Genomic DNA, 25424 nt, shown 5'->3' on the forward strand with positions numbered 1-25424 from the left:
AAAGAGTGTGTTGCGTCGCGTTTCCGCTATGATTGTCCCCCCGCCCGAGCGCGAAAGGACCAGCCGGAAAAATGAAATCGAACCAGGAATTCCTTGAGAGCGTCGCCGCCATCGCGCGCGAGCGCAACGTCTTTGCCTCGATCGAGGTGAGGGACGATGCGCTGCGCTGCCGCGCACGCGACGTCGAGGAGGAGGCCTGGTATGTGGTGGAGCCGAAGGAGGGCGGCTGGACGGTCAGCCTGGTGACCTCCGACCGCTGGCTGAGCGAGAGCATCGAGACCGACCTCATGCACTTCGGAGATCCGCTCGAGGAGCTGATCGAGGAGGAGCTTGTGGAGCTCGGTTCGGATTTCAAGGTCGAAGCCCCCAAGCATTTTCGAAATGACGATCGCCAATATGTTTTCGTGAACCGGGTCTCGGTCACGGGCAGGTCCATCCCGGAAGATGCCGCAGTCGTGGCGAACTGGCTCCTGGCCTACGAGGCCGCGTTCCGCAATCTGGGCGACATGTCCGGCGCCGAGAAGGAATAGCCATGGGTCGACGCGTGCTCATGCTGGGCTGGGAATTTCCACCGTTCATCACGGGCGGACTTGGCACGGCGTGCTACGGCCTGACCAAGGCGCTGGATCGTCGCGGCGACGACATCACCTTCGTGCTGCCCAAGCACATCGACGGACAGTACGCCAGCCACGTGAAGCTGCTCTCGCCCGGCACCGACCTTTCCCATCCGTCGCTGCCTCCGCCGGAGGCCGTGCACCGCGACAATGTCGAGCGGCAAGTCGTCCACCAGGCCACCGATCTGATCGCCGCGAAGATGAAGGAGGCGATGGATCCCGCCGACGTCGCTGCGGCGGCGCAGGCCGCGGGGATCACCTCCATCGGGCTGCCCATGACGGCCAGCGCGCCCTACGGCTCCGGTCCGAACTCCTCGATGGTGCGGGCACTGCTCGGCTCCGCGGCGCTGCGCAAGTCGCTCCGCCTGCCCGATTGGCTCAGCGCCCAGACGCGGACCTGGCTCACCCACGAGCTCGCCCTGATGGACGCGATTCCGGAGTCCGAATCCACGCAGCAGATCCAGGCCCGCGCCGCCTCCAGCGCCGACTACGGCGGCAACCTGATCCAGGAGAGCGAGCAATACGCGCGCTTCTGCCTGCAGGCGACCCGCGGTCTGCGCTTCGACGTGATCCACGCCCACGACTGGCTCACCTATCCCGCGGGCCTCGCGGTGGCGCGGGCCACCGGGCGACCGCTGGTGGTGCACGTGCACAGCACCGAGTTCGACCGCTCCGGCGAGCACGTCAACCAGCCGCTCTACAACATCGAGCGCCGCGGCATGCACGGCGCGGTTCGCGTGATCACCGTGAGCATGCTCACCCGCAATTTGGTGGTGAACCGCTACGGCGTGAATCCCAACAAGGTGGATGTGGTCTACAACGGCGTCGACCTGGATCCCGCCGGCACCGGCGTGGAGCCGATCCGCCGCTCCGACAAGATCGTTCTCTACTTCGGCCGCATCACCATGCAGAAGGGCCCGGAGTACTTCATCTCCGCGGCCAAGCGCGTGCTCGATGTGATGGATGGCGTGAAGTTCGTGGTGGCCGGCAACGGCGACCAGGCGCAGCACATGATCGAAATGGCCGCCTCCATGGGCATCGGCAACAAGGTGCTCTTCACCGGCTTCCTGCGCGGCAAGGACATCCCCAAGGTCTTCGCCATGGCCGACCTCTATGTCATGCCCAGCGTCAGCGAGCCCTTCGGCATTGCGCCCCTGGAGGCCCTGGGCCACCGCGTGCCGGTGCTCATCAGCCGCACCAGCGGCGTGAGCGAGATCCTGACCAACGCGCTCAAGTGCAATTTCTGGGACATCGACGACATGGCCAACAAGATCGTCGCCGTGCTGCGCCATCCGCCGCTGCAGCGGACGCTGCGCGACAGCGGCTTCTTCGAGGTGCGCGGGATCACCTGGGACGGCGCCGCGGCCAAGGTCGACGCGGTCTACGAGCGGGCCATCTCGGCGGTGCACTAGCTGCCGGCCCCATCTAGAATCGAATTCCATGGGTCTCTTCTCCAAGCGTCCGAAGGCTGCCTCCGCGGTTTCCGTTGCGGCGAGCGCCGATCCGACTCTCGAGGCCCTGATTCAGGCCAAGGGCCGGGCCATCCTGGAGCGGGCCCGGTCGCGCAAGTCGGGCATGCTCAGCGCCCAGTTCTGGTCCGACAAGCTCATGGACTGGTCGATGAAAGATGCCGCGTTCAAGGTGCAGCTCTTCCGCTTCGTCGACGCGTTTCCCATGCTCAAGACGGCCGACCAGGTGCATGAACATCTCACCGATTACCTCACCCAGCCGGGCGTGAAGCTGCCGCCGGGACTGGACCTCGGTCTCAAGGCGGGCGGTCTGGCCAAGGGGCTCATGACCAAGACCATGAGCAACCAGATCACGGGCATGGCGGAGAAATTCATCGCCGGCACGGATGCCAAGAGCGCCCTGCCGCAACTGGAGCGAATGTGGAAGGAGGGCGTCGCCTTCAGCGTGGACCTGCTTGGCGAAGCCTGCGTGAGCGACGAGGAAGCCGCCGCCTACCAGGCGAAGTACCTCGATCTCGTCCGCAATCTTCCTCGGGCCGTCGCGGCGTGGCCGGCCAACGAGCGGCTGGAGCGCGACCATCTCGGCCCGATCGCGCGGACCAACGTCAGCATCAAGATCTCCTCGCTCTACGCGCGCACCGATCCGATCGACAGCGAGGGCTGCCTGCGCGGACTGATGACCCACCTGCGGCCAATCCTTGAGGCGGCGGTCGAGCACAAGGTGCTGGTGAATTTCGACATGGAACAGTTCGCCCTGAAGGACCTCACGATGGAGCTCTTCATGCGCTGCTGCGAGGCGGTCCCCTTCGAGGCGGGGCTGGCCATGCAGGCCTATCTGCGCAGCGGCGACGACGACGCGCGGCGCATTGCCACGTGGGCGAAGCGCACGGGCCGCGTGGTCACGGTGCGCCTGGTCAAGGGCGCCTACTGGGACTACGAGACCATCCACGCCGAGCAACAGGGCTGGCCCTGCCCGGTGTGGTCCACGAAAGCGCAGACGGATGCATGTTTTGAACGCATGCAGAAGATCTACCTTGAGCACTGCCCGCGCACGCCCGGCGAGGGCGGCACCAAGCTGGCGCTGGGCAGTCACAACGCCCGCAGCATTGCGGCCACCCTGGCGGCGGCTGAGCAGCTGGGCCTGCCCCCCGCCGCCATCGAGTTGCAGATGCTGCATGGCATGGCCGACGCGCTGAAGTCCGCGGTGGCCGAGATGGGCCTGCGCATCCGCGAATATGTGCCGGTGGGCGAGATGATCCCCGGCATGGCGTACCTGGTGCGCCGCCTGCTGGAGAACACCAGCAACGAGAGCTGGCTCAAGGCCGGCTTCATGGACAACGCCGACGCGTCGCTGCTGCTGGCCTCGCCCCACGCGAAGGCCGCACCGGCCTTGACCGCCGAGGCGCGCCTGGAGCAGGCCGCCCAAAAGCACCAGCTCTCCGAGGGCCGCGGAGAGATTGGCAACGGACTTCCCTTCTTCACCGAGCCCTGCCGCAACTTCTCCATTGCCCAGACACGCGAGAGCTTTGCCGCCGCCATTCGCGGCGCCGCAGTTCCGACGGGCGCCCGGAATGTGACCGCCCAGACCGCGCGAGACGCCGTGGGCCTGCTCGCGGCGGCCTATCCGGCGTGGCGCGACCGCCCCTTCACGCAGCGCGCCGACGCGTTGGTCAAGGCGGCGGCAGCCATGCGCGCCCGGCGCGACGAATTGTGCGGCGTCATCATTCGCGAAGCGGGCAAGACCTGGCGCGAGGCCGACGGCGACGTCTGCGAGGCGATCGACTTCTGCGAGTACTACGCGCGGCAGGCCGCAGGACTGTTCGACCGCAAGCGCCTGGGCCGCTTCGTGGGCGAGCTCGATGAAGTCACCTACCAGCCGCGCGGCGTCTGCGCCGTGATCAGTCCGTGGAATTTCCCCCTGGCGATCTGCTGCGGCATGACCGTGGCGGCGCTGGTCACCGGCAACACGGTGGCCGTGAAGCCCGCGGAACAGACGGTGGGCATCGCGAAAGTGATGTGCGAGATTCTGTGGAGCGCCGGCGTTCCCCGCGAATGCCTGGCGTTCCTGCCGGGTCTTGGCGAGGAAGTCGGCGCGGCCCTGGTGCGCGACCCGCGGGTGGCGCTGATCGCCTTCACCGGAAGCAAGGGCGTGGGACTGGACATCATCCAGGCCTGCGGCACAGTGGCGCCGGGCCAGGAATCCGTGAAGAAAGTGGTCTGCGAGATGGGCGGCAAGAACGCAATCATCGTGGACGCCAGCGCCGACCTGGACGAAGCCGTACTTGGTGTGCGCCAAAGCGCCTTCGGCTTCAGCGGCCAGAAATGCTCCGCGTGCAGTCGGGTGATCGTGGTCGACAGCGCACACGATGCGTTCCTGCACCGGCTGGTCGAGGCCACGCGGTGCCTGACCGTGGGCGATCCGATGCTGCCGGGAACCGACGTCGGTCCGGTGATCGACCAGGAAGCGGCAACAAAAATTCGGAGCTACATCGAGATAGGCAAGAGCGAAGGCAAACTTGAACTGCAGTTGCCAGTCGCGGCCGGGCTTGAGGAACGGGTCGGCAAGCCCTTCGTCTCCCCCACCATCTTCAGCGGCATCCGGCCTGAGCACCGACTGGCCAACGAGGAAATCTTCGGGCCGGTGCTCGCCGTGATTCGCGCCAAGGACTTCGAGGAGGCGCTCCGGATCGCCAACTCCACCGCCTACAAATTGACCGGCGGCATCTTCTCGCGCAAGCCGAGCCACCTTGAGCGGGCCAAGCGCGACTACCGCGTCGGCAACCTCTACATCAACCGCGGCATCACCGGTGCCCTGGTGGGACGGCAGCCTTTCGGCGGCTTCGGTATGAGCGGCGTGGGCAGCAAAGCCGGCGGCGCCGACTACCTGTTGCAGTTCACGGAGCCTCGCGCGATCTGCGAGAACACGATGCGCCGCGGCTTCGCTCCCGGCATGGAATAAATTTTCTACGCGCTTGCCGTCACGATCAGCGGCTCCGCGGTCGGGCGGAAACGGTCGAGAATCCGGTATTGCACCGCCTCGGCGATGTCCTGGGCCCGGATCGAATCGGCGCCGTCCAGATCCGCGATGGTGCGGCCGACCCTGCGGATCTTGTCGTAGGCCCGGGCGCTAAGGCCCAGTTCCGTCATCGCCTGCTGCACGATGGAGCGACCCTCATCGTCCAGCGCGGCCACGCGGTCGAGCGCCGCTCCGGCCAGCCGTGAGTTGGGAATCGATCCCTGCCGCTTCGCGCCTCGCTCTCTCGCCGCAAGCACTCGCTCGCGCAGCTCCGCCGTTCCGGTCGCAGCCCGCGTGCCCGACAGCGCGGCGAACGAGACGGCACGAACCTCCACATGCAGATCGATGCGGTCGATCACGGGTCCGCTCAGTCGCGAAAGATATTGCTCCACGGCGCGTCGCGAACCCTGGCCCAGGTCGCCGCGAGCGGTTGGATTCATGGCGGCGATCAGCATGGCCCGCGCCGGAAACCTCGCCGTGCCGCGGGCGCGACTGACCGTGACAAAGCCATCCTCGAGGGGCTCTCGCAAGGCCTCGAGCACGCTGCGGGGAAACTCCGCCACCTCGTCAAGGAAGAGGACCCCCTCATGCGCCAGGCTCACCTCTCCGGGCCTCGGATTGCTTCCGCCGCCCACCATGGCTGCGGGGCTCGCGGTGTGGTGCGGACATCGGACCGGACGGTCGCGCATCAATCCCTCGCCGGGCGGCAGCACGCCGGCGCAGGAATGGATGCGGGTGACCTCCATGCTGGCCGGCAGATCAAGCGGGGGCAGGATGCCCGGCAGCGCCCGGGCCATCAGCGTCTTCCCGCTGCCCGCGGGTCCGATCATGAGGACGTTGTGCCCACCCGCCGCCGCCACGCAAAGGGCGCGCTTGGCGGCCTCCTGCCCGCGCACGCGGGCGAAATCGATTGCGGCAAGTTCCCGCGACATCGGAACGTTGTTCTCGACCGTCGGCGCGGATTCACAACCGGCGAGAATGGCCACCGACTCGCGCAACGTCGCTACCGGCACGACGCGAACTCCCTCCACCGCGGCGGCCTCGGCGGCATTTTCCCTGGGCAGCATCACCGCATCGAAACCAAGTTCGCGGGCCAGGATCGCCATGCAGATCGCTCCGCGAATGGGCCGGATGCGCCCGTCCAGAGCCAATTCCCCCGCCGCCACAATGCGCCGGAATGCATTGGCCTCGGATCCCTTGCGGCGCTTCACGGCACCCGCCGCGATGAGCACCGCCAGCGCCAGCGGCACGTCGAACGCCGGCCCCTCCTTGCGAAGATCCGCCGGCGCCAGATTGATCGCCACGCGCCCGCCCGGCCAGGGCAAACCCGTGTTGGCGACCGCAGTCTGCACCCGGTCGACCGCCTCGCGCACCGAGGCATCGGGCAGGCCGGTCAGGGTGGTGCGCGGCAATCCCTGCCCGCTCACATCCACTTCAATTTCGCAGGGCACGGCATCGATGCCGCGCAGCGCGAAGCCGAACACGCTCGTTTGCATGCCGCCCATGGTGACGGGCGATTTGCAACCGCCTCCAACGTGCGGCTGAATTTCCGGCCAACGAGATCAGAAAAATTCACGAACACATGATCACCCTTGAAGACGATTTGAGCGATAACTCCACACGCGAGTGCGATCGCATGACCGTTGGATTCGCCGCCTTTTTGCTTGCTTCAGAAGAACCCCCGGGATACCTTGCCCGCTCGTTTCAACTTCCCAACCTTTCCAAGCATCGGAGTTTTCAATGCCTTCATCGTTCGCGCTCGTTGTCGCTCTTGCAGCAAGTTCCTCCTGCTTTGCGGCCGTCGTCGTTTCCGACGGCACCTTCAATGACGCGGACTGGTCGATGACCACCTTCCAGTTCGGACCCTACGGCGGGGGCGGAAGCGCCAGTCAAACCGCCGGCGGCGTCCCGGAATCGTGCCGCATGGTCACCAACTCCTGCGGCAACGACTACAGCGGCGCGTGGAACCTGAGCATGCTGGAGACCTTTTCATACAACCCGTCCTCCGGCGGCGCGCTGACCGACCTCACTTTCTCCATGGATTCGCGGTACGTGGATGGCCTGCAGGCCATGAGTTTTGTCGTCGAACAGGACAACCACTTCTGGCGCGTGGGGTACTTCATCAACACCGAGTCGTGGACCACCTATGCGATCGCTCCAGTGGCGGCGGATTTTTACGCCATGGATTTGGACACCCCCGCCCTTCCGGACTTCAGCGCCACCGGCGGCGTCATCCGCTTTGGATTTGGAAGCGCCAACAGCAGCACCAGCTGGGGGTACTCCCGCACCGGCCTGTACGACAACTTTGTCGTGAACTTTGTGCCGTCGCCCGCGGGCTTGACGATTGCGGGAGCCGTCGGGCTGCTGCGGGGTCGCAGGCGTCGCTGACCGCGAGGCGCCCAGGGACTCGTCGAAGCGCTCCACCGCCCGTCGCGTTACGAGGGGCAGTCGCCGAATTCAAGCAGCATCAGGCCGAGATCGGCCCCGTCCACCGCGCCGTCGCCATCCAGGTCGGCGGGGCAATGCATCGGATCCCCGCAATCCCCGAAGTCCAGCAGCAACAGGCCGAGATCGGCGCCATCCACCGAGCCGTCGCCATCCAGGTCGCAGGAGCAGATGGCCGGCGCGTCGAGCGTTGACACGCTCACGCGAAAGGCCCGATAGAAGCCCCCCGGCTCGCCGCCGAGACCCGCGATCATCCAGGGGTTGGAGCCGGCGATGCAGCCCGCGCTCTCGAAGGACCAGCTTGACAGTTCCGTGAGCCCCTGCGCGATCAGCAATTCCCGCAGATCGAGCATGCCGTGGGCTTCGTCCCAGATGAAGGCGATGTTGGTGCCCTGCACCTGCATCAAGCCGACGACCACCGAACCGTCGGCCGAGCAACCGTACGGATAGCTGGCACTCGCCGCGACATTCAACGGCAGCTCGGTGATCCCCGTCGACGCCGTCCAGCGCCACGCGACGTCGTTGTCGTGTCCGTAGATCACCGAGCCATCGGCGCTCATGCAGGTCGGTTGAGCGTACGCCCCCGCCGGCAGGTTGCCGATCGAGACCATTCCGGTGCCCGTCGTCCATCGCCATGCCCTCGCAGCGTCATGGCCGGCGTCGGTCGACCACCCGGCGATCACCGTGCCGAGGGCGGAGACGGCTGTCGCCTTGGAGTTGTCGCCCCCGGGGAGAAAACCCATGTTGATCCAGTCGCCGGCCTCGGTGTATCGAGCGGCCTGGAAAAGATTGGGATTCGACTGCTTCCCGCCGTAGCCGACCGTGACCACGCCGCTGGAGGAGACCGCGAGGCAATCGCTCGTGTTTTGGCCTTGCGGCGAGCCGACGTGGCCGGCGCTTCCGCCGTAGCGCATCCACCCTTCGAGATCGCCGAAGACCGCGTGCCCGTTGCCGCCGGAAATGACGCTGCCGTCGGCAGAGATCCCCGAGCACCATGAGGCGATGTTCGGATTAACGCCGGGACCGGGATAGTCGAAACCAATGCCCTCACGCCATCGGCGAGCCTTGTTGCCCAGACTCACGATGTACGACCCGCCGACGATTGAACGGCCGTCGCTGGAAATTCCCGTGGGATCGAAATAACCGGGAACGCCAAGGTCGAGCTCCAGGAATGTCGGCGCATCGCCAAGCGCGGACGAGGCGCCGACGATGGTCCAGACGGTGCACAGGGCAAGAATCGGTTTCATGTCAAATCTCCGGGGGTTGAATCCGGGCTAAGTTCAATATTCAAGCAACAGCAGGCCGACATCGCCACCATCGACCTCGCCGCTGTGGTCCAGATCGGCCGGGCAGTTTGCCGGAACCGGGCAAACCCCGAAGTCCAGCAACATCAGGCCAAGATCGGCCCCATCCACGGTACCGTCGCCATCCAGATCCGCCGGGTTGCAGGGATTGGCGGTGGTGACATTGACCGAGCCCGGAACATTGAGCGGCGCCCGCGTGGTGATGAACTTGGTCTCGGCCTCGACAAACCACGTGAGCTGCGACCCGCACGCCATGGCGGGAAGCGTGGCGCTGTAGTGGTCGCCGCCAATGCTCGCCATGACTGCGCTCTGCGTGGCTCCGCCGTCCAGGCTCCACTTCAATCGGACTCCATTGGCGATTAGTGAGCTGACATTTGGAACCGCGAGGACTTCGACGATCGAAGCCGTGTTCGCGGCGATCATCGCGCCGGGCCCCTGCGTGATCGCGACCGGACATGAGCCCAGCAAACGCTCCATCATCACGAGGCTGGCCTCGGCATTCTCCCTCGCGTTGGGAATGATCTCGCTCGCCGGCATGACGAATCCGTAGGTGCCCGTGTCGCGCACCTCGATCGTGCCGCTCCACAAACCCTGGATGCCGTAGGCCCAATCCACGACGCCGCCGCCGACGGGATAGATGGTGGAGTAGATCGGCCCCGCGAAGTATTGCGATCCGTAGACCGAGGAGAGCGCGTCGTTCATGGGATAGCCGACGGCCGCGAACGCGTCCTCATCGGGTGACGTGTCCTCGATGTAGCCCCAGGGCCACATCATGAGCTGGCTGTAGCTGTGGAAATCCATGTGCCCGACCAGATTGGCATGAGCCAGGATGAAGTTGCGCATTCCAATGGTTTCCGGCTCGCTGAAAGCCGCGGTGCCCCGGTAGGTTTCATTGCTCGCGAAGCCGCTCGAGCCCTCGCCGCCCCAGCCCACGCTCCAGTTCCGGTTCATGTCGACGCCATAGGTGGATCCGCTCACCAGTCGGCGGTTCTTGCGCCACAGGCGGTTGGGGCCCCAGGTGTACTCGTATCCATCCGGATTCTGCACCGGGAAGATGTAGACCTCCGCCGAATCCAGGATCGCCGTGATGCGGGAATCGATTCCATCCTGCTCGATCAACTGGTCCGCGATCCACATCGCCGTCATGGTGCTCGCCCACTCGCGGGCGTGGGCCGTGCCGTTGAACATGAACGCGGGAAGGTTCGTCCCCGCGGGATAGCGCGAAATCCGGACGCCGCGAATGGTTCGGCCCTGAATCGATGTCCCCGCGGTCACGATCGAGACCAATCCGGGGTGCGCCGCCACCAACGCATCGAGCCGCGCGTTCACGGCGGCAAGATTCTTGAAATCGGCGAACCAGTCGGCCGCTTCCTCCGGCTGCGCGAGCCGGACCTGCTCTTCGTCGATTCGATCCTGCAAGTCCGGAATCAGGATGCGATAGGGAACGCCAGCCTTGCCCAAAGACTTCAACGCCGATTCCGACAGACGGAAATCCGCCTCGCCGCCCACGCCCGCGGCATGACTCCACATGTCATCGCTGAGCCGATTGACCAGCAGCAGATCCTGAGGGCTTCGAATCAACACCCGCGCCACAACATCACCGTCGAAGCGGGCCACCATCGACGCGCCATCGACTTCGACGGCGGCCTGCCCGCCGATGGTTGTTGAAGCGAATGCCAACGCAGCGCCAAGGGTCAGCAAAGTTGGTTTCATCCCTTCAGGCTACTGGCATCGCACGCTGATGCAAAGAGTATTCGGAATTTTTCAGAAAATGACGCGGCGGCGCGGGCGGATCCCCGCAGCCGCGAACACGATGGCGGCCCCCGGCGCGGGCACATCGAAGAACTGCACTTCGCCGATGAAAATCCACTGATTGTCGTGGTCGGCCGAAAGGCGGACATAGCGAGCGTTGGGAGCATCGTTGCTGAAGTCATAGTCGCGCTGGACCGTGACTCCGCCGTGCGAGCCGTCAAAATCGCTGAGGTAGGTCAACGTGGTGCTGTTGGAAAAATCCGCGAACTCACTGAGCTCGAAGGAGACATGCGTGGGCAGATAGACGGCCGCGCCTCCCCACTGGCAAAAAATGATCGTGGCGGCCGCGGGTGATTGCACACTGCCGAAGTCGAAGTCGATTTTCGCGTGGGCGGAACTCCAACCGACCCAGAGATCGGAAGGATTGATGCCGGTGGTGCTCCACACGCCGTCGGTCAGCTCGTTGCCCGAGTCGTAGTAGCCGTAGGGCGCATTGACATAGGAGTATGAACTGACAGGAATGATGGATGCAAAAGCACCGCCGCAGAGGGCGAGCGTGGCCAGACACGAATTGAAATGAATCATCTTTTCTCTCTTCTCCTTGAAGTGGTCCGAACATATCGCGGGAACCATGCCTGTCAAGAAATTTTTTGAATTATTGGGCACAGGCAGGACGAACGAATCGAACGCCCGCTCAGGCATTGGCACCGCAGCACTGCTTGTACTTGCGGCCCGACCCGCAGGGACATGGGTCATTCCTTCCCACCGCGGATGACGCCGGAGCCGCTCTTTCGCCGGTGGCGGATGCCTTCTGCTCCCGGATCCACTGCAGGATTTCCGCGTTCATTTTCAAGACCTTCTGCCGCCGCATTTGCTGTTGCTGAATCATCGACGCATTCTGGGTGGTGTCCCAGAAATTTTTCGGCCGGAGGGCGTCCAGCTTGCGATTGATGTACACCGGGTAAAACCAACCAAGCGAGCCGTCCTGCAGCCGGGTGAGATGCGTCGCGTCGTAAAGCACGAAGCCGCTCTCGGTCAGAATCTTGTTGATGTTCTGGAAATCGTCGAGATCGGCTTCGCAGATGACCAGATGCGTCTCCTGCAGCACTCCGGTCGCGCCGCGCAGCACGCTCTCTTCCGCGCCCTGAACGTCAAGCTTGAGCAGGAACGGCGGCTTCAATCCGAGCTGCCGGCGCAACGTATCGAGAGTGGTCGCCGGGACTTTCGTCTTGGTGGCGCTGAGCTGGTTGATCCGCTGCCAATAGGCGTCGCCCTCCGGCCGCAGCGAGGACCAGTAGGGATTGACGGAGGTCGTCAGTTCGATTTCGCCCTCATGGTCGGTCGCCGCGCAGATGCGGTAATGACCGCCAACGACATCCTGGATCGCCTTCAGGGATTCACGGTAGAGCGCATTCGCGTCGATGTTGAACGGCACCGCGCCGGGCAGGTACTTTTTCGCGAAGTAGGTGAGGAAGAAAGAGCCGTCGGCGCAACCGACATCGATGACGGTGGAATAGCGGATGCCCTTTTCACATAGAAGCCGCAAGGGCCCCTCCATCGTGCCGACTTCAACCGGCTGCATCTGGCGCCCCTCGATCGCGTGCTTCCATGCCGCGATCTTAGCGAATGGGCAGGTCGCTCAAAGCACATCAAGTCGTCGACGGCGGCGCCCGCCGATGATTCCGGCGACCGCCAACAGGGCCGAGACCCCGGGTGCCGGCACATTCGAGAAGGTGAAGTTCGAGCCGCTTCCGACGATGAGGTTGCCGCCCGCGTAGACGAGCCCGGTCAAGTTCGTGTTGCCGGCAAAGCTCACCCCGCCGCTGCCGTAAATGGCCGCATTGATTTCCGCCTGGTTGCCGAAGGTCATGTTGCCCAGGGCCACCAGAAAGAGCTTGCCTGCGCCGGTGGTCTGAAACTTGGTCTGTCCATCCGCTGCAAACGCACCGCTCACATACACGTAGACATCGCCCGCGCTGGTGTCGGCAACCACCTTGCCGCTGGCGCCAAGATCAAACTTGCTGAAGGTGTAGACGCCTGACCCAAGATTGAGAGTGGACGAAATCTTGCTCGTGAACTTGTCGTACGAGCCCGCGGTCAGTGAGCGCACTTCCGACTTGTCCAAGTCGACATTGACTCCCGCAGGCGCGGTCCATGAAGTGATCACAGGGCTGGTCCAGGTGTGAACGGCTCCGGTTTCAACGCCGTCGGTCGAGGTTCCTGAACCGGTGGTCACTTGGCCGACCGCGCCCACCTTGCCCCCAACATGCACATTGCCGGCGAGCGCAATGCCGACATTGCTGCGAAGCACGAAGCCCTTGGGAGTGTCGATGACCGAGCCTTGCGCGGTCAACGTGAACGCCGCGGCCGAAACCAGCGCCAGAAGCGTCCCATTGGAGATCTTGCGGGTCAGGGTGCTGTTCATTGATTTCGCGCTTGAGAGTTTCATGTCCATTCTTCTTTCCGGGCCAAAGCCCTGTAAATCGCTGTTGCCAGCCACCTACGGACTTCAACCTTGAATATGTGACGATAAAGAAAGGGGCCAATCCGCTCGTTCAGACCGAGCCCCTGGGCCGAAACGGGATCACAGCCGGCGACGACGGCGTCCGCCGATGATTCCCGCGACCGCCAACAGGGCTGAGACGCCGGGAGCAGGCACGTTCGAGAAGGCGAAAGTTGCTCCATAGCCGGCGCTGATGTTCCCGCCCGCATAGGCCAGACCGGTCAGGCGAGAATCGCCGCCGAAGCTCATCGCTCCGCCGCTGTACAGGGCCGCCTGCAGATTGGTCTGGTAGCCGAAGTTCATGCTGCCCAGAGTCACGATGAAGAGCTTGCCGGGACCCGTGGTCTCGAATCGGGTCGCACTGTCGGTGGTGAGTCCGCCGTTGACGTACAGATAGACGTCCCCGGCGTTGGTGTTGGCCACGACCTTACCGCTCCAGCCCAATTGGAATATGCTGAAGGTGTAGTTGCCCGGCCCGAGGTTCAGGGTGGTCGAGCTGTTGCTCGTGAAGGAGCCATAGGCGCCCGCGGTCAGCGAGCGGGTCTCCGCCCACGCCAGATTTACATTGTTGCTGGTGGGCGCGGCCCATGAAGTGATCACGGGATTGGTCCAGGTGTGCACCGAGCCGGTCTCAATGCCGTCGAGCGAAGTGCCCCATCCCGAAGTGACCGTGCCCAGGGCTCCGACCGCGCCGCTGGCATGCACATTGCCTTCGAGGGCCATCGAGCCATTGCTGCGGAGCACGAATCCCTTCGGCGTGTCGACGATGCCTCCATGGGCGGCCGAACCGATGGCCGCGAGGGTGGTCAGCGCCATCAGCGCGAAACCAGCTCCCTTGCGGGAAATGTTGTTGAGAATGGATGGATTGTTCATTGCGTTGTTCATGATCATGCTTTCCGAGCGGGAGCCCCAGCGGGTGAATCCTGCCCTCCACCTACGGCCTCCAACATCGAATATGAGGGCTTCTTGGCACGTGCCAGTCGGGGATTACATCCGGCGACGACGACGGCCGCCAATGATGCCGGCGATGGCCATCAGAGCCGAGACGCCGGGAGCCGGCACGTTCGAGAAGGTGAATTCCGAACCAGTGCCGACGCTGATGTTGCCGCCCGCGTAGGCGAGACCCGTCAAGTGGGTGCTGCCGGCAAAGCTCACCGCGCCGCTGCCGTAAATGGCCGCCTGAATTTCCGCCTGGCTGCCGAAGGACATGTTGCCAATGGCCACCAAGAAGAGCTTTCCGGCGCCGATGGTCTGGAACTGGGTCTTGCCCGCGGCTGAAAACACGCCACTCACATACACATAGATGTCGCCCGCGCTGGTGTCGGCCACCACCTTGCCGCTGGTGGCAAGATCGAACTTGCTGAAGGTGTAGGTGCCCGATCCAAGATTCAGCGTGGCCGAATTTTTGCTGGTGAACTGGGCGTACGAACCCGCAGTCAGCGAACGGACCTCCGACTTGTCCAAGTCGACATTGACGCCGGGAGGAGTGACCCACGAGGTGATGACCGGGCTGGTCCAGGTGTGCACCGAGCCGGTTTCAACGCCATCGGTCGAGGTTCCCGAGCCCGTCGTCACATGGCCGATCGCGCCCACCATGCCGCCCGCATGCACATTGCCCGCGAGCGAAATGGCGCCATTGCTGCGAAGCACGAAACCCTTGGGGGTATCGACGACCGAGGCCTGGGCAGGCGAGCTGAACGCACCCGCCGAAACCAGCGCCAGAAGCGCCATACCGGAGGCCTTGCGAGTCAGGGTGTTGTTCATTGAAATCGTGCTTGAGAGTTTCATATCCATTCTTTCCGGGCCGAAGCCCTGTAAGTCGCTGTTGCCAGCCACCTACGACCTCCAACATCGAATATGAGGTGTTCCAAGGCAAGCCAAGGGTGAAATTGGCTCATAATCCATGCTCTATTAAGTACTTAGAAATGCGAGATTCCACGGAATTTGCTGGCCAGGAACCAATCGATGAATTATTTGACAGATGCCACTGGGGCCCAATGCTGCAATCCTGCCTTGTGCGGACCCGATGAAGCGTGGATTCGCCATTGGACGAAGCAGGAAGTCGCCTGCAGCTAAACTCCGCGCCTTGCACCCGAAGCAGATACTTCTGGTTTCTGGCGCGGATCCGGCCCGTGCGACGTGCATCGCGTGCCTGCAAGAGATCGAAGCGGCCACCATCACACCCGTGGACGAATCGCGCGCCGTGGCGCTCGCAGGTTCGACGCAAGCCGAGTGCATCGTGCTTGTGGATGGCCCCGACTGTGACGCCCGTTCCCTGCTCCTGAAAGTGCGCGGCATGCCGTCGCTGACGCAAACCATGGTGGTGGCCGTTGCGGAAACTCCGCTGCTAACGACGCTGGCTTCCCGCGGAGCAGACGCCACCATCGCGACGGACGCCGTGCCGAACTCACTCCGGCAGGTGGTGGAAGGCGTCCTGCGCCGTCGCGAGCAGTGGCGCGATGCGGCACCCAGCGTGGCGGGCAAGAGCATCCTGTCGCAGCGCCTCCAGGATGCGATCGACGCCGGTGAACTGGGCAGCCTTCTGCTGCTGCGATTCGACCAGTTCGCCAATGTCTCCACGGCGCTGCATACCCTGGGAGTCGCGGGCAGCGCCCTGCATGCCGAGCTTGAGCGATCGCTCCGGAACCGGCTCACGCCGCTGATGCCCGCCGGCGCCTGGATGTCCGCCCTGAGCGAGGAAACGTTCGTGATCGCCATGCCGCCTGGCACGCCGGAGGCCGACGCAGTGGCGGACCGCATGGTGCAGTCGGCGCGGGAGCCGCTGGTCCTGGCCGAGCGGGACATTCGCCTGCGCGTCCACGCGGGCTGGTGTCCGGTCGATGTCCGCGAGCCGGCGGATGCCGCCACGATCCTGGGGCGCGCCGAATTGGCGGACGGCGAAGCGCGCAGCGGCGCCGTTCCCAGCGCGATGCGATGGTCCGCCGCGATGGAGTCGCGTCTGCTGAACGATCTGCAGCTGGCCAGCGCCATACAGCACGCCGTCGAGCGAGCGGAGTTTCAGCTGATGTTCCAGCCTCAGGTCGGGATGGTGCGGGGCGATGTGTATGGCGCGGAGGCGCTGATTCGCTGGACCCTGCCGACGGGACTGCGAATTCCCCCGGGCCGGTTCGTCGCGCTCGCCGAGGAGTGCGGCCTGATGGACTCCATCACCCTGTGGTCACTCCGCGAAGCCTGCCGCCAAGCTGCCGCCTGGGAGCAGGCCGGCCTGCATCTTCGCATCGCGGTGAACATTGCCGCCAATCAACTCGCCAACCCTCGCTTCGTCGATGCAGTGCGAGGAGCGCTCGCCGAGAGCGGAGTACTCGCCGGCCAGCTGGCGATGGAAATCTCCGAGGCCGCCATCCTGTCGAATCCGCGTGCCTTTGGCGGGCCGCTGAAAACCCTGCGCAACCTGGGAGTGACTCTCTGCGTGGATGACTTCGGTGTGGGCGTGGCGACGCTGGCCAATCTGCGGACGCTGCCGGTGTCGGAATTGAAAATGGACCGCAGCTTCATCCGAACGCTGCCGGGCACGGCGCAGGATCGCTCGGTGGTACAGACCATGATTTCGCTGGGGCGCCAGCTTCAGCTTCGCATGGTCGCCGTCGGGGTGGAGAGCCTGGCGCAGTGGGCCTGGCTGAAGGAGAATGGCTGCGACGCGGCGCAGGGCTGGCTGATCGGAAAAGCGACGGCCGGCGACGGGATCCCTGAGCTGGTCGGGAAAATCAGGCGCGACACTCCCGCCGGGTCAGCGCCGCGCGGGGAGCGCTCCGAACTCAGGCGCTGAAGCTCGACCCGCATCCGCAGGTCGTGGTCGCGTTGGGATTGTTGAAGACGAATCCCCTTCCCATCACCTCGTCCTTGAAATCAATGGTGGTGCCGTTGACATACAGGTACGACTTCGGGTCGCAGATGACTTTCACTGTGAAGGATTCCGGCGCGGTCGCGGTGGCCACCGAGCCCGCACCATTTCCGTTCTTGGCTTGCGCTTCCGGTCGTCGCGTGTAGGAGATCTCCCACAGTTCGTCATTGTCCTTGCGGATCTCGGAGAGATCGAGCAGATAGCTGAATCCGCTGCATCCGCCACCTTTCACTCCAACTCGAAGATGGATCTTGGCAGGATCGAGACCCTGCTGACGGATGATCGAATCAATTTCACGGGCTGCGGTTTCGGTGACGATGACGGGCATGGGGGTCTCCTGGAAATGAAATCAGTGGGTCTTCGCGGCCTGCGGCGCGGCGGTTTCGGTCGCGCGGCCGTTCTTCTTCTTCCAATCCTCGATCGCCGCGCGGATGGAATCCTCGGCGAGCACGCTGCAGTGGATCTTCACGGGGGGCAAGCTGAGCTCCTCGACGATCTGGGTGTTCTTGATCGCCAAAGCTTCATCGACCGTTTTGCCCTTGATCCATTCGGTGGCCAGCGAGCTTGAGGCGATCGCCGAGCCGCACCCGAAGCACTTGAACTTGGCGTCCTTGATCAGGCCCTGGTCGCTGACCTGGATGTGCAACTGCATGACGTCGCCGCATTCCGGCGCGCCCACGATGCCCACCCCGACGTCCTTGCGGGCGAGCACTTCCTTGCTGCTGCCGAACGAGCCCACGTTGTGCGGGTTCTGGTAATGATCGATCACTTTTGCGCTGTAAGCCATGGCGGTTTCCTTCCGGGATCAGTGGGTCTGCCACTGGATTTTGCTGATGTCGACGCCCTCTTTGTACAAGTCGTAGAGCGGGCTCATTTTTCGCAGATGATTCACCGCCTTGGTGATCGACGCGATGGTGTAGTCGATCTCCTGCTCGGTGGTCCAGCGGCTCATGCTCAGGCGCAGGCTGCTGTGGGCAAGCTCGTCGCCGACGCCCAGGCTCTTGAGCACGTAGCTGGGCTCGAGGCTGGCGCTGGTGCAGGCCGAGCCGGAGGAGCAGGCGATGTCCTTGATGCCCATGAGCAGGCTCTCGCCCTCGACGAAGCCGAAGGAGATGTTGGTGATGTTGGGCAGCCGCTTGGTCGCGTGGCCGTTGACCTGGGTGACCTCGATGTTCTTGGCGAGCTCGGTCTCCAGTTTGGTGCGGAACTTGAGCAGGCGCTGCCCCTCCGACTGCATGTCCTGCTGGCAGAGTTCGCAGGCCTTGCCGAAGCCGGCGATGCCGCTGACGTTGAGCGTGCCGCTGCGCATGCCGCGCTCCTGGCCGCCGCCGTCCACGATGGCCTCGAGTCGGACGCGCGGCTTGCGGCGGCGCACATACAGGGCGCCCACGCCCTTGGGTCCGTAGATCTTGTGGCCGCTCCAGGAGAGCAGGTCGATGTTGTCACGCTCGACATCGGTCGGCATCTTGCCGGCCCACTGCGTCGCGTCAGTGTGGAAGATGATCTCGCGCTCGTGGCAGAGCTTGCCGATCGCGGGCACCTCGTTGATGGTGCCAATCTCGTTGTTGGCCCACATGATGGAGACCAGGATGGTGTCGGGCCGCAGGGCCTTCTCCACCATCGCGGCGGTGATCACGCCGTCGGCCGGGGGCTCGATGAAGGTGACATCGAAGCCCTCCTTCTGAAGACGCTTGCAGGGATCGAGCACGGCCTTGTGCTCATGCTGCGCCGTGACGATGTGGCCGCGTCCGGTCTGTCCCTCAGGGGCCTTGGCGTACATGTGCGCCGCGCCCTTGATCGCCAGGTTGTTGCTCTCGGTGGCGCCGCTGGTGAAGATGATCTCCTTCGAGTTGGCGCCGATCAGCGCCGCGGCCTGCTCGCGGGCCTTTTCCACGGCATCCTCGGCCTCCCACCCATAGGCGTGGTTGCGGCTGCCGGGATTCCCGAAGCACTCGGAGAAATAGGGAAGCATCGCCTCCACCACGCGAGGATCGCATCGTGTGGTGGCCGCGTTGTCGAGGTAGAGGGGTCGTGGGTTGGTCATGTGGGGCTCTCGAAAATTCGGATTTTTATTCTGAAATCGGAATCCGCGATTTCAGTCCCCTAGTGTAGGCATCTTTGCCGCGATTGCAAAGCAAAAAAAGGGCACGGCGCGGAGCGAGGACCCTCCGTTTCGACGGGGGAAATGCCGCGATTCACGCGGACGAGAACGGGTCCAAGGGCGAGTACCTTCACCGCATGCGCATAGTGGAGCACGCCCGGTCGCTCGAGCCCTTCCACCGCGGCGCGCTGGTTCCCACCATGGGCGCCCTGCACGCGGGCCATGCCTCGCTCGTCGAGCGCGCGGCGGCCTCAAGGCTCCCCGTGGTCGTGACAATCTTTGTGAATCCGACGCAGTTCGCACCGGGCGAGGACTTCGCCCGTTACCCGCGCACGCTCGAGGCCGACCAGGAACTTTGCCGCAAGGCGGGGGCGCACGCCATCTTCATCCCCGCGGTCGAGGAGCTCTATCCGCATGGAGTCGCGGCGGCCGGCGCCGAGGCGGCGGCGATGGTGCTGCCCGATGTGGCGACCCGGCCCGGGCTCGAAGACGCCCACCGCCCGGCGCATTTCGCGGGGGTGCTGCAGATCGTTGCCAAGCTCTTTGACCTCTGCCGGCCGGTCGCGGCCTACTTCGGCGAGAAAGATTTTCAGCAGCTCCGTGCGGTTCAGGAGATGGTTCGGCTTGCCAGCGGTCGATGGCCGGATCTTGCGGTTCACGCCTGTCCCACCATCCGCGAACCCGACGGCCTGGCCATGAGCAGCCGCAATCGCTATTTGAAGCCGGTCCAGCGCAAAAGCGCGCTGGGCTTGTCAAAAGCCTTGGGCGCGGCGGACGCGATGGCGCAATCCGGGGGCGATCCCGCGGCAGTTGAGGGTGAGATGCGGCGCGTCCTGCAGGGCCACGGTCTGGTCATTGACTACGCGGCGGTTCGCTCCTCCGAGACGCTGCTGCCCTTGAAGGAAATCCGTCGCGGCAGCCGCGCGCTGGTGGCCGCGCGACTCGAGGGCGTCCGGTTGATCGACAACGCCGCTATCGATCCCGGCGGATGACTTCCAGGGCAAGCTCCTGCAGGAGCGACTTCACCTGCCCCGCCGGCAACGGCACCAGCGCCTCCTGTGCGCCGATGATCATGTGTTCGGCGATCCTTTGTGCAGCCTCGATCGACCCCGCCTTGTGCATGCGCTTGACCAGCTCGACACCGTCGCGCGATTCGATCACGTCGATGGCCTCGGCCCGGGCGCTGCCGGCGCAGTCGCGCAGATAGAGGATCAGCGGAAGCGTGGCCTTGCCCTTGAGCAGGTCGCAACCCAGGGTCTTGCCGACCACGCTCTGGTCGCCGGTGAAATCAAGGATGTCATCCTGGATCTGGAAGGCGACGCCGGTGTGCTGGCCATATTGCGAAAGCGCCGACTGAATGGTTTTGCTGGCCCCGGAGAGTTTGGCGCCAAGCTGGCAGCACGTGGAGACCAGGGCCGCAGTCTTGCGGCGGACGATCTCCAGGTAGGTGTTCTCGTCCAGGCAGACATCCTCGCGCCGGCTCAACTGCAGCAGCTCGCCCTCGCAAAGCGTGTTGGTCGTCTGCCCGAAGGCGACGTTCAGCGAGGGATCGCCGATGAGCGAGCAGAGGTGGAAGGCGTTGGAGATGAGCCAGTCGCCGAGCATGACCGCGGTCTCGTTGCCGCGCAGGGAATTGATCGTGGCCCCTTGCCGGCGCGTGTCGGCGTCGTCGAGCACGTCGTCGTGCACCAGGGTCGCCATGTGGATCATTTCCGAGACGGCGGCCGCCATCTTGTGGTTGCGGGTCAGCGCCGACTCGTCCTCGCGGCCCGTCGCCGCCAGTCCCGAGAGCAGCAGCAGCGTGGGGCGGAGCATCTTGCCGCGGTAACGCTCGACGTGGCGGGCCAGCTCGTTCACCGCGGGCAGGTCGCTGCGAAGCTGGCGGCGGAAGACTTCCTCGACCTCCTGGAGCGCCCCCGCCACGATGCCGGCGGCGGGAGCGCGGCGCCACGCAGGTGCAAGAATGGCGAAGGGATGCATGGGGGGACTCTAGGTGAAAATGGGATTTATTTCTCGGCCGCGATGTAGGCGATCCACCCGGCGCACGCCTCGCCCTGGGTGTCGGCGCGGAATTTTCCGTTGCCGCTCCCGGTGAGGTGGTTGGTGCCCTCCCAATAGACCGTGGAGCGCTTGAAGCCGGATTCTGCGAGCAATTCCTTCAACTCGGGAATGGTCCACAGCCGCCAGTCGTAGGTGAAGGCCTTGCGGATCCTGGTCCGGTCGGGAAACTTGAAGTGGATGTGGTTGAGCACTTCGCCCGAGATCGGGTTGTATTTTTCGGTCTCCCAGACATAGGTGAAGCCGTCCAAGTGGCGCTCCTCCTTCTGCTGCGAGAAGCTTTCATAGCCCCCGTAGCAGTCGAGAAAGAAGACGCCGCCACGAGCGAGCTGCGTGCGCGCGAACTTGAAGTAGCGCAGCAGCTCGGCCCGCTTCTTGAAGATGTAGTAGGAGAAGTTGAAGGCGGCCACGACGTCGACCTTGGGGCCTTCGTGCGTCAGCACATTCCCCTGCACCGTGCGCAACCGCCGCAGGGCCTTTGCGGACAGTTGCCGGGCGCGTCGCTCGCGGCCCCAGGCGAGCACCTCCGGATCAAGGTCCACGCCGTAGGCGGTGTTGGCGGGGCGCTGCAGCACCCAGGCGCTGGAAAGAATGTGCGTGCCGCAGAAATCCTCGCGGAAGGTCTTGGGAAGGCGGCCGTTGATCGACGCGAAGATGCGATCGATGAACTTGACCTCGTCAACCGGGGTCTGCACCGCCAACTCGTAGAGCTCGTGCGGATCGCTGGTGGCGGCGCTGCGCCATCCCTTGCGGACCCCCTTCGACCGGGCCTTGAATTTGGTCTGGAAGGCTTTCTTCTTGGGATTTTTGACGTGGGGATGGTTCATCTCGATGACGGACATGGGAGAAGCACGTTAGCGACTCGCGGAAGGATCGTCACGCAGGGCACGATCGAGCGCCTTGCGGGCGATCACGCCGATCACCGCGAGCGAGATCATCAGGGTCACGATGCCCGCGATCACCGCGAACATCCCCTGATCCTTCGCCAGGGTCTGGATGTCGGTGGCGCCGGTGGCGGCTCCCGAGGCGGCGAAGGAGCAGGCGATGAAGGTCCGCGGAGCGATGCCCAGCGACGAGCCGATCAGGAACTTCGCCCAACCCGCGCCGCAGGCGGTCATGATCAGGTTGATCGCGGAGAAGGGCCCGCTGGGCGAGAGTCGGATCAGGGTGATGATGCCGGTGGACTTCCAGAAGCTCTCCTCGAGGATGGTCCGGCGGATGATCGACCAGCGCTTGTGGGCGTCGATCCACATCACGACGTCGTTGCCGCACACCAGCCTGCTGATGGCGAATCCCACGACGGTGCCCCCGAAGTACCCGGCGCTGCACGCCGCGAATCCGAGCTTGGCGCCGAAGATCCACCCGCCGACGATGGTCGGCGCGTAGGTGGGCAGCAGCCCGACGCCGGTCAGCAGCGCATAGCAGCAGGCGAAGACCGCCGCGGAATAGAGGGAATCGCCGCCGATCCACTGGCGAACCTCGTCGATGTGCGCCAGCAGGTAGAAGCCGTTGGCCACCGGCAGCAGCAGCCACAACAGCAGCAGAATGCCGCCGCTGCGCATGCCGCTGGGCAGGGCCTGGTATTGCCGTGCCCACGTCTCGACGTGGCGCCTCCACGCGTTCGGTGGCGTCGGTTCGCTGGTCATGGGCTGCTCGCCGAACGCTCAGGCCGTGACCGGGACCCTCGCGTCCATGTGCTTGATGATTTCCCTGGCGAACTCGGAGCACTTCACCTTGCGGGCGTTCTCCATCAGCCGGTGGAAGTCGTAGGTGACGGTCTTGGCGCCGATCGCCGCGTCCATGCCGGCGATGATGAGATCCGCCGCCTCGCCCCAGCCCATGTAGCGCAGCATCATCTCGCCGGAGAGGATCACGCTGCCGGGGTTCACCTGGTCCAGGTTGGCATACTTCGGCGCCGTGCCGTGGGTCGCCTCGAAGATGGCGTGGCCGGTGATCTCGTTGATGTTGGCGCCCGGCGCGATGCCGATGCCGCCGACCTGGGCCGCCAGCGCGTCGGAGAGGTAGTCGCCGTTCAAGTTCATCGTCGCGATGACGTCGAAGTCCTTGGCCCGCGTCAGCACCTGCTGCAGCGTGATGTCGGCGATCGAGTCCTTGATGAGCAGCTTGCTCTTCCACTTGCCGCCGCCGTGGGTTCCCCACTGCTTCATCGCCTGGTCGACCTCGGCGCAGATCTTGCCCTTCTGGTCCGGCGTCATCATGTCGTAGCCGGGGTCGATCAGCTTGGCGTTGGCCTCGGAGGTGAGATTGGCGTTGGCTTCCTTGTTGCCGAAGATCCACGTCTCGCGCTCGCTCACGGTTTCATTGCGGAATTCCCTGGCCGCCAGCGCATAGGCCCAGTCCTTGAAGGCGCCCTCGGTGAACTTCATGATGTTGCCCTTGTGGACGATGGTCACGCTCTTGCGCTTGTGCTTGAGGGCGTACTTGATCGCGGAGCGGACGAGTCGCTCGGTGCCTTCTCGCGAGATCGGCTTGAAGCCGATGCCGCAGGTGTCGGGGAAGCGGATCTTGCCGAACTCCTTGGGATAGGCCTCCTTGAAGGCGCTCAGGAATTTCTTGACTTCGGGCGAGCCTTCCTTGAACTCGATGCCTGCGTAGATGTCCTCGGTGTTCTCGCGGAAGATGACGGCGTCGACATCCTCGGGCTTCTTGACCGGACTGGGCACGCCCTTGAAGTAGCGCACCGGGCGCAGGCAGACGTAGAGGTCGAGGATCTGGCGCAGCGCGACATTGAGGCTGCGGATGCCGCCGCCGATCGGCGTGGTGAGCGGGCCCTTGATGCCCACGAGCATTTCGCGGAAAGACGTCAGCGTTTCATCAGGCAGCCACGATCCGGTTTTGTTGAAGGCCTTTTCACCGGCGAGCACCTCGTGCCAGTGAATCTTGCGCTTGCCGCCGTAAGCCTTCTCCACCGCGGCGTCGAAAACCATGCAACTTGCCTTCCAGATGTCGGGGCCGGTGCCGTCGCCCTCGATGTACGGGATGATCGGCTTGTCGGGGACCTGCAGCGTGCCGTTGGCGGCGATCCGGATGGTGTCGCCGGCAGGGACCTTCACGAGTTTGTACTGCGCCATGGTGGGGTGAAGAAGCAGGAAAATGCGGGGTGGCGCAAGAGTGTCCGCACGCACCGCGAGCGAACCGCGGGGCCGCTGCCCTTCCGCATCGCAACAGGCCCTGCGAATTCCCGAGGTGCATGCCGCCAACAGCGTCTCTCGAACAACCCACGTGCAACCGCCACCGCTTCCTGATACCGCCCAGACCCTCCGATGGGAGGATTTCGAGCTGCCACCGCGTTGGTCAGAGGCCTCCGCGATCTCGTCCGCGGTCCGCGCCGCCGGCCGGCGGAGTCAGCGCCGTCCGCCACGCCGGACCCCGCCCCGTTCGACGATCTGATCACTCGCATCGATCGCTACGGCGCCGCGTGGGTCCGCGAGACCGCGCCAGTACTCCATCCACTCCTCCCAACCGACTGGGCCCCGCTCGGCGGACTGATCCCGGACGGCACTTGGTGGACCGCGCCGACCGACGACCCGGGCTGGGTGAGTCCCCCGCTGGCGCTGCCGGCCGGCACGCACTGGCGCTACCTGCACGTCCGTTTCGCAGCGACGGCCCCTGACGGCGTCGCGCGCACGCAGCTCTTCCGCGACGACGGCGACGGCTTCCAAGAGTCGTCCAGCGTGTCGTGGCAGATCGTCGCCGACGGCGTCGAGCGTACCTACGTGATCGACCTGACGGCGCACACATTGCCGGCCAATCGCGTCCCGCAGCGGCTTCGGCTCGATCCTCTCGACCGCCCCGGACGCCTCCGCCTGGCGCGCCTCACCTTGATCGCCGATCTCGCGCAGGTCGAACCCGGCAGCAACCTCCGGACCATCATGGCCGAACGCTATCTGCGTGGCGGCGGGGTCGAATGTGGCGCGCTGCAGAACCCCATGACGGTGCCCGCCACCGCACGCGTGATCTACGTCGACCGACTCACGCTCGCCGACGCACGCGCCCACTACCCCGAACTCGACGGCCAGACGTTGACACCGCCGAACCTGGTGGCCGACCTGCAACGCCTGCCGATCGGCGACGGTCGCGTCGATTTCTGCATCGGCAACCACCTGCTCGAGCACGCGCGCGATCCGATCGGCGGACTCTGCCAGTTCCTTCGCACGCTGCGCCCGGGCGGCGTTGCGTTCGTGTCGGTGCCGGACGTGTCGCACCCCCTCGCGCGGGGCCGCCCGGTCACCCCATTCACGCCCAGACTCGAGGACCACCGTCCAACCCCGGATCGCCG

22 protein-coding genes are annotated in these 25424 nt (G+C 64.7%); 7 read left to right on the forward strand and 15 right to left on the reverse strand.

What is annotated here, in order from left to right:
- Positions 1-71 precede the first annotated feature (71 nt).
- From K8R92_10970 to K8R92_10980, 3 genes are read left to right on the forward strand one after another with little or no spacing between them, the layout of a single operon-like run.
- A complete protein-coding gene (locus tag K8R92_10970; GenBank protein MCE9620409.1) occupies positions 72-530 on the forward strand; it encodes a hypothetical protein in 459 nt (152 codons plus the stop codon).
- Positions 531-532: 2 nt separating this feature from the next.
- Complete coding sequence (locus tag K8R92_10975) at positions 533-2026, forward strand: glycosyltransferase (GenBank protein ID MCE9620410.1); 1494 nt, start codon at positions 533-535, stop codon at positions 2024-2026.
- A 28-nt stretch (positions 2027-2054) separates the two neighbouring features.
- Complete coding sequence (locus K8R92_10980) at positions 2055-5042, forward strand: proline dehydrogenase family protein (protein ID MCE9620411.1); 2988 nt, start codon at positions 2055-2057, stop codon at positions 5040-5042.
- A 5-nt stretch (positions 5043-5047) separates the two neighbouring features.
- Here the strand turns inward: K8R92_10980 and K8R92_10985 are convergent, their stop codons facing one another.
- Positions 5048-6595, reverse strand: a complete 1548-nt coding sequence (locus tag K8R92_10985) for a YifB family Mg chelatase-like AAA ATPase (protein ID MCE9620412.1) — start codon at positions 6593-6595, stop codon at positions 5048-5050.
- Positions 6596-6839: 244 nt separating this feature from the next.
- Between K8R92_10985 and K8R92_10990 the strand changes: the two genes are divergently transcribed.
- Entirely contained in the window at positions 6840-7487 is a 648-nt protein-coding gene (locus tag K8R92_10990; GenBank protein MCE9620413.1) for a hypothetical protein, read from the forward strand.
- A gap of 47 nt (positions 7488-7534) precedes the next feature.
- Here the strand turns inward: K8R92_10990 and K8R92_10995 are convergent, their stop codons facing one another.
- The 7 genes from K8R92_10995 to K8R92_11025 all read right to left on the reverse strand — a co-directional run bounded on the left by K8R92_10995 (position 7535) and on the right by K8R92_11025 (position 14867).
- Complete coding sequence (locus tag K8R92_10995) at positions 7535-8791, reverse strand: hypothetical protein (GenBank protein MCE9620414.1); 1257 nt, start codon at positions 8789-8791, stop codon at positions 7535-7537.
- A 33-nt stretch (positions 8792-8824) separates the two neighbouring features.
- Complete coding sequence (locus K8R92_11000) at positions 8825-10561, reverse strand: hypothetical protein (GenBank protein ID MCE9620415.1); 1737 nt, start codon at positions 10559-10561, stop codon at positions 8825-8827.
- 51 nt (positions 10562-10612) lie between these two features.
- Complete coding sequence (locus K8R92_11005) at positions 10613-11185, reverse strand: hypothetical protein (GenBank protein ID MCE9620416.1); 573 nt, start codon at positions 11183-11185, stop codon at positions 10613-10615.
- Positions 11186-11294: 109 nt separating this feature from the next.
- Positions 11295-12182 carry an FkbM family methyltransferase gene (locus K8R92_11010; GenBank protein ID MCE9620417.1) on the reverse strand — a complete coding sequence of 296 codons (888 nt, stop codon included), beginning with the start codon at positions 12180-12182 and terminating at the stop codon, positions 11295-11297.
- A gap of 57 nt (positions 12183-12239) precedes the next feature.
- Positions 12240-13049, reverse strand: a complete 810-nt coding sequence (locus K8R92_11015) for a hypothetical protein (GenBank protein ID MCE9620418.1) — start codon at positions 13047-13049, stop codon at positions 12240-12242.
- A 135-nt stretch (positions 13050-13184) separates the two neighbouring features.
- On the reverse strand, positions 13185-13988 hold the full coding sequence (locus K8R92_11020; GenBank protein ID MCE9620419.1) for a hypothetical protein: 804 nt from the start codon (positions 13986-13988) through the stop codon (positions 13185-13187).
- Between the two features lie 102 nt (positions 13989-14090).
- Positions 14091-14867 carry a hypothetical protein gene (locus K8R92_11025; GenBank protein ID MCE9620420.1) on the reverse strand — a complete coding sequence of 259 codons (777 nt, stop codon included), beginning with the start codon at positions 14865-14867 and terminating at the stop codon, positions 14091-14093.
- Between the two features lie 322 nt (positions 14868-15189).
- Between K8R92_11025 and K8R92_11030 the strand changes: the two genes are divergently transcribed.
- Entirely contained in the window at positions 15190-16890 is a 1701-nt protein-coding gene (locus tag K8R92_11030; GenBank protein ID MCE9620421.1) for an EAL domain-containing protein, read from the forward strand.
- Here K8R92_11030 and K8R92_11035 read toward each other — a convergent pair.
- The 3 genes from K8R92_11035 to K8R92_11045 are packed head-to-tail and all read right to left on the reverse strand — an operon-like array spanning position 16880 to position 19009.
- Positions 16880-17293 carry an iron-sulfur cluster assembly accessory protein gene (locus K8R92_11035; GenBank protein MCE9620422.1) on the reverse strand — a complete coding sequence of 138 codons (414 nt, stop codon included), beginning with the start codon at positions 17291-17293 and terminating at the stop codon, positions 16880-16882. The genes K8R92_11030 and K8R92_11035 overlap by 11 nt on opposite strands.
- Before the next feature lie 21 nt (positions 17294-17314).
- Positions 17315-17752 (reverse strand): Fe-S cluster assembly scaffold IscU, encoded by a 438-nt coding sequence (iscU, locus tag K8R92_11040; GenBank protein MCE9620423.1) that lies wholly within the window; start codon positions 17750-17752, stop codon positions 17315-17317.
- A gap of 18 nt (positions 17753-17770) precedes the next feature.
- Positions 17771-19009, reverse strand: a complete 1239-nt coding sequence (locus K8R92_11045; protein ID MCE9620424.1) for an IscS subfamily cysteine desulfurase — start codon at positions 19007-19009, stop codon at positions 17771-17773.
- Positions 19010-19203: 194 nt separating this feature from the next.
- On the opposite strand from K8R92_11045, the gene panC reads away from it, so the two are divergent.
- Complete coding sequence (gene panC, locus K8R92_11050; protein ID MCE9620425.1) at positions 19204-20058, forward strand: pantoate--beta-alanine ligase; 855 nt, start codon at positions 19204-19206, stop codon at positions 20056-20058.
- Here the strand turns inward: panC and K8R92_11055 are convergent.
- From K8R92_11055 to icd, 4 genes are all read right to left on the reverse strand, one after another.
- Positions 20039-21046: a polyprenyl synthetase family protein gene (locus tag K8R92_11055; protein MCE9620426.1), complete on the reverse strand. Its 1008-nt coding sequence runs from the start codon at positions 21044-21046 to the stop codon at positions 20039-20041. The genes panC and K8R92_11055 overlap by 20 nt on opposite strands.
- Before the next feature lie 26 nt (positions 21047-21072).
- The gene (locus K8R92_11060; protein ID MCE9620427.1) at positions 21073-21825 is read right to left on the reverse strand and encodes a class I SAM-dependent methyltransferase; all 753 of its coding nucleotides are present in this window, start codon (positions 21823-21825) and stop codon (positions 21073-21075) included.
- Positions 21826-21978: 153 nt separating this feature from the next.
- Complete coding sequence (locus K8R92_11065; protein ID MCE9620428.1) at positions 21979-22770, reverse strand: VTT domain-containing protein; 792 nt, start codon at positions 22768-22770, stop codon at positions 21979-21981.
- 18 nt (positions 22771-22788) lie between these two features.
- Positions 22789-24216 carry an NADP-dependent isocitrate dehydrogenase gene (gene icd, locus K8R92_11070; protein MCE9620429.1) on the reverse strand — a complete coding sequence of 476 codons (1428 nt, stop codon included), beginning with the start codon at positions 24214-24216 and terminating at the stop codon, positions 22789-22791.
- A gap of 465 nt (positions 24217-24681) precedes the next feature.
- Here icd and K8R92_11075 point away from each other — a divergent pair.
- A partial coding sequence (locus K8R92_11075) for a methyltransferase domain-containing protein (protein MCE9620430.1) occupies positions 24682-25424 on the forward strand: 743 nt, incomplete at its 3' end.

The organism is Planctomycetota bacterium (genome assembly GCA_021414025.1).
Lineage (GTDB): Bacteria > Planctomycetota > Phycisphaerae > Phycisphaerales > SM1A02 > SYAC01.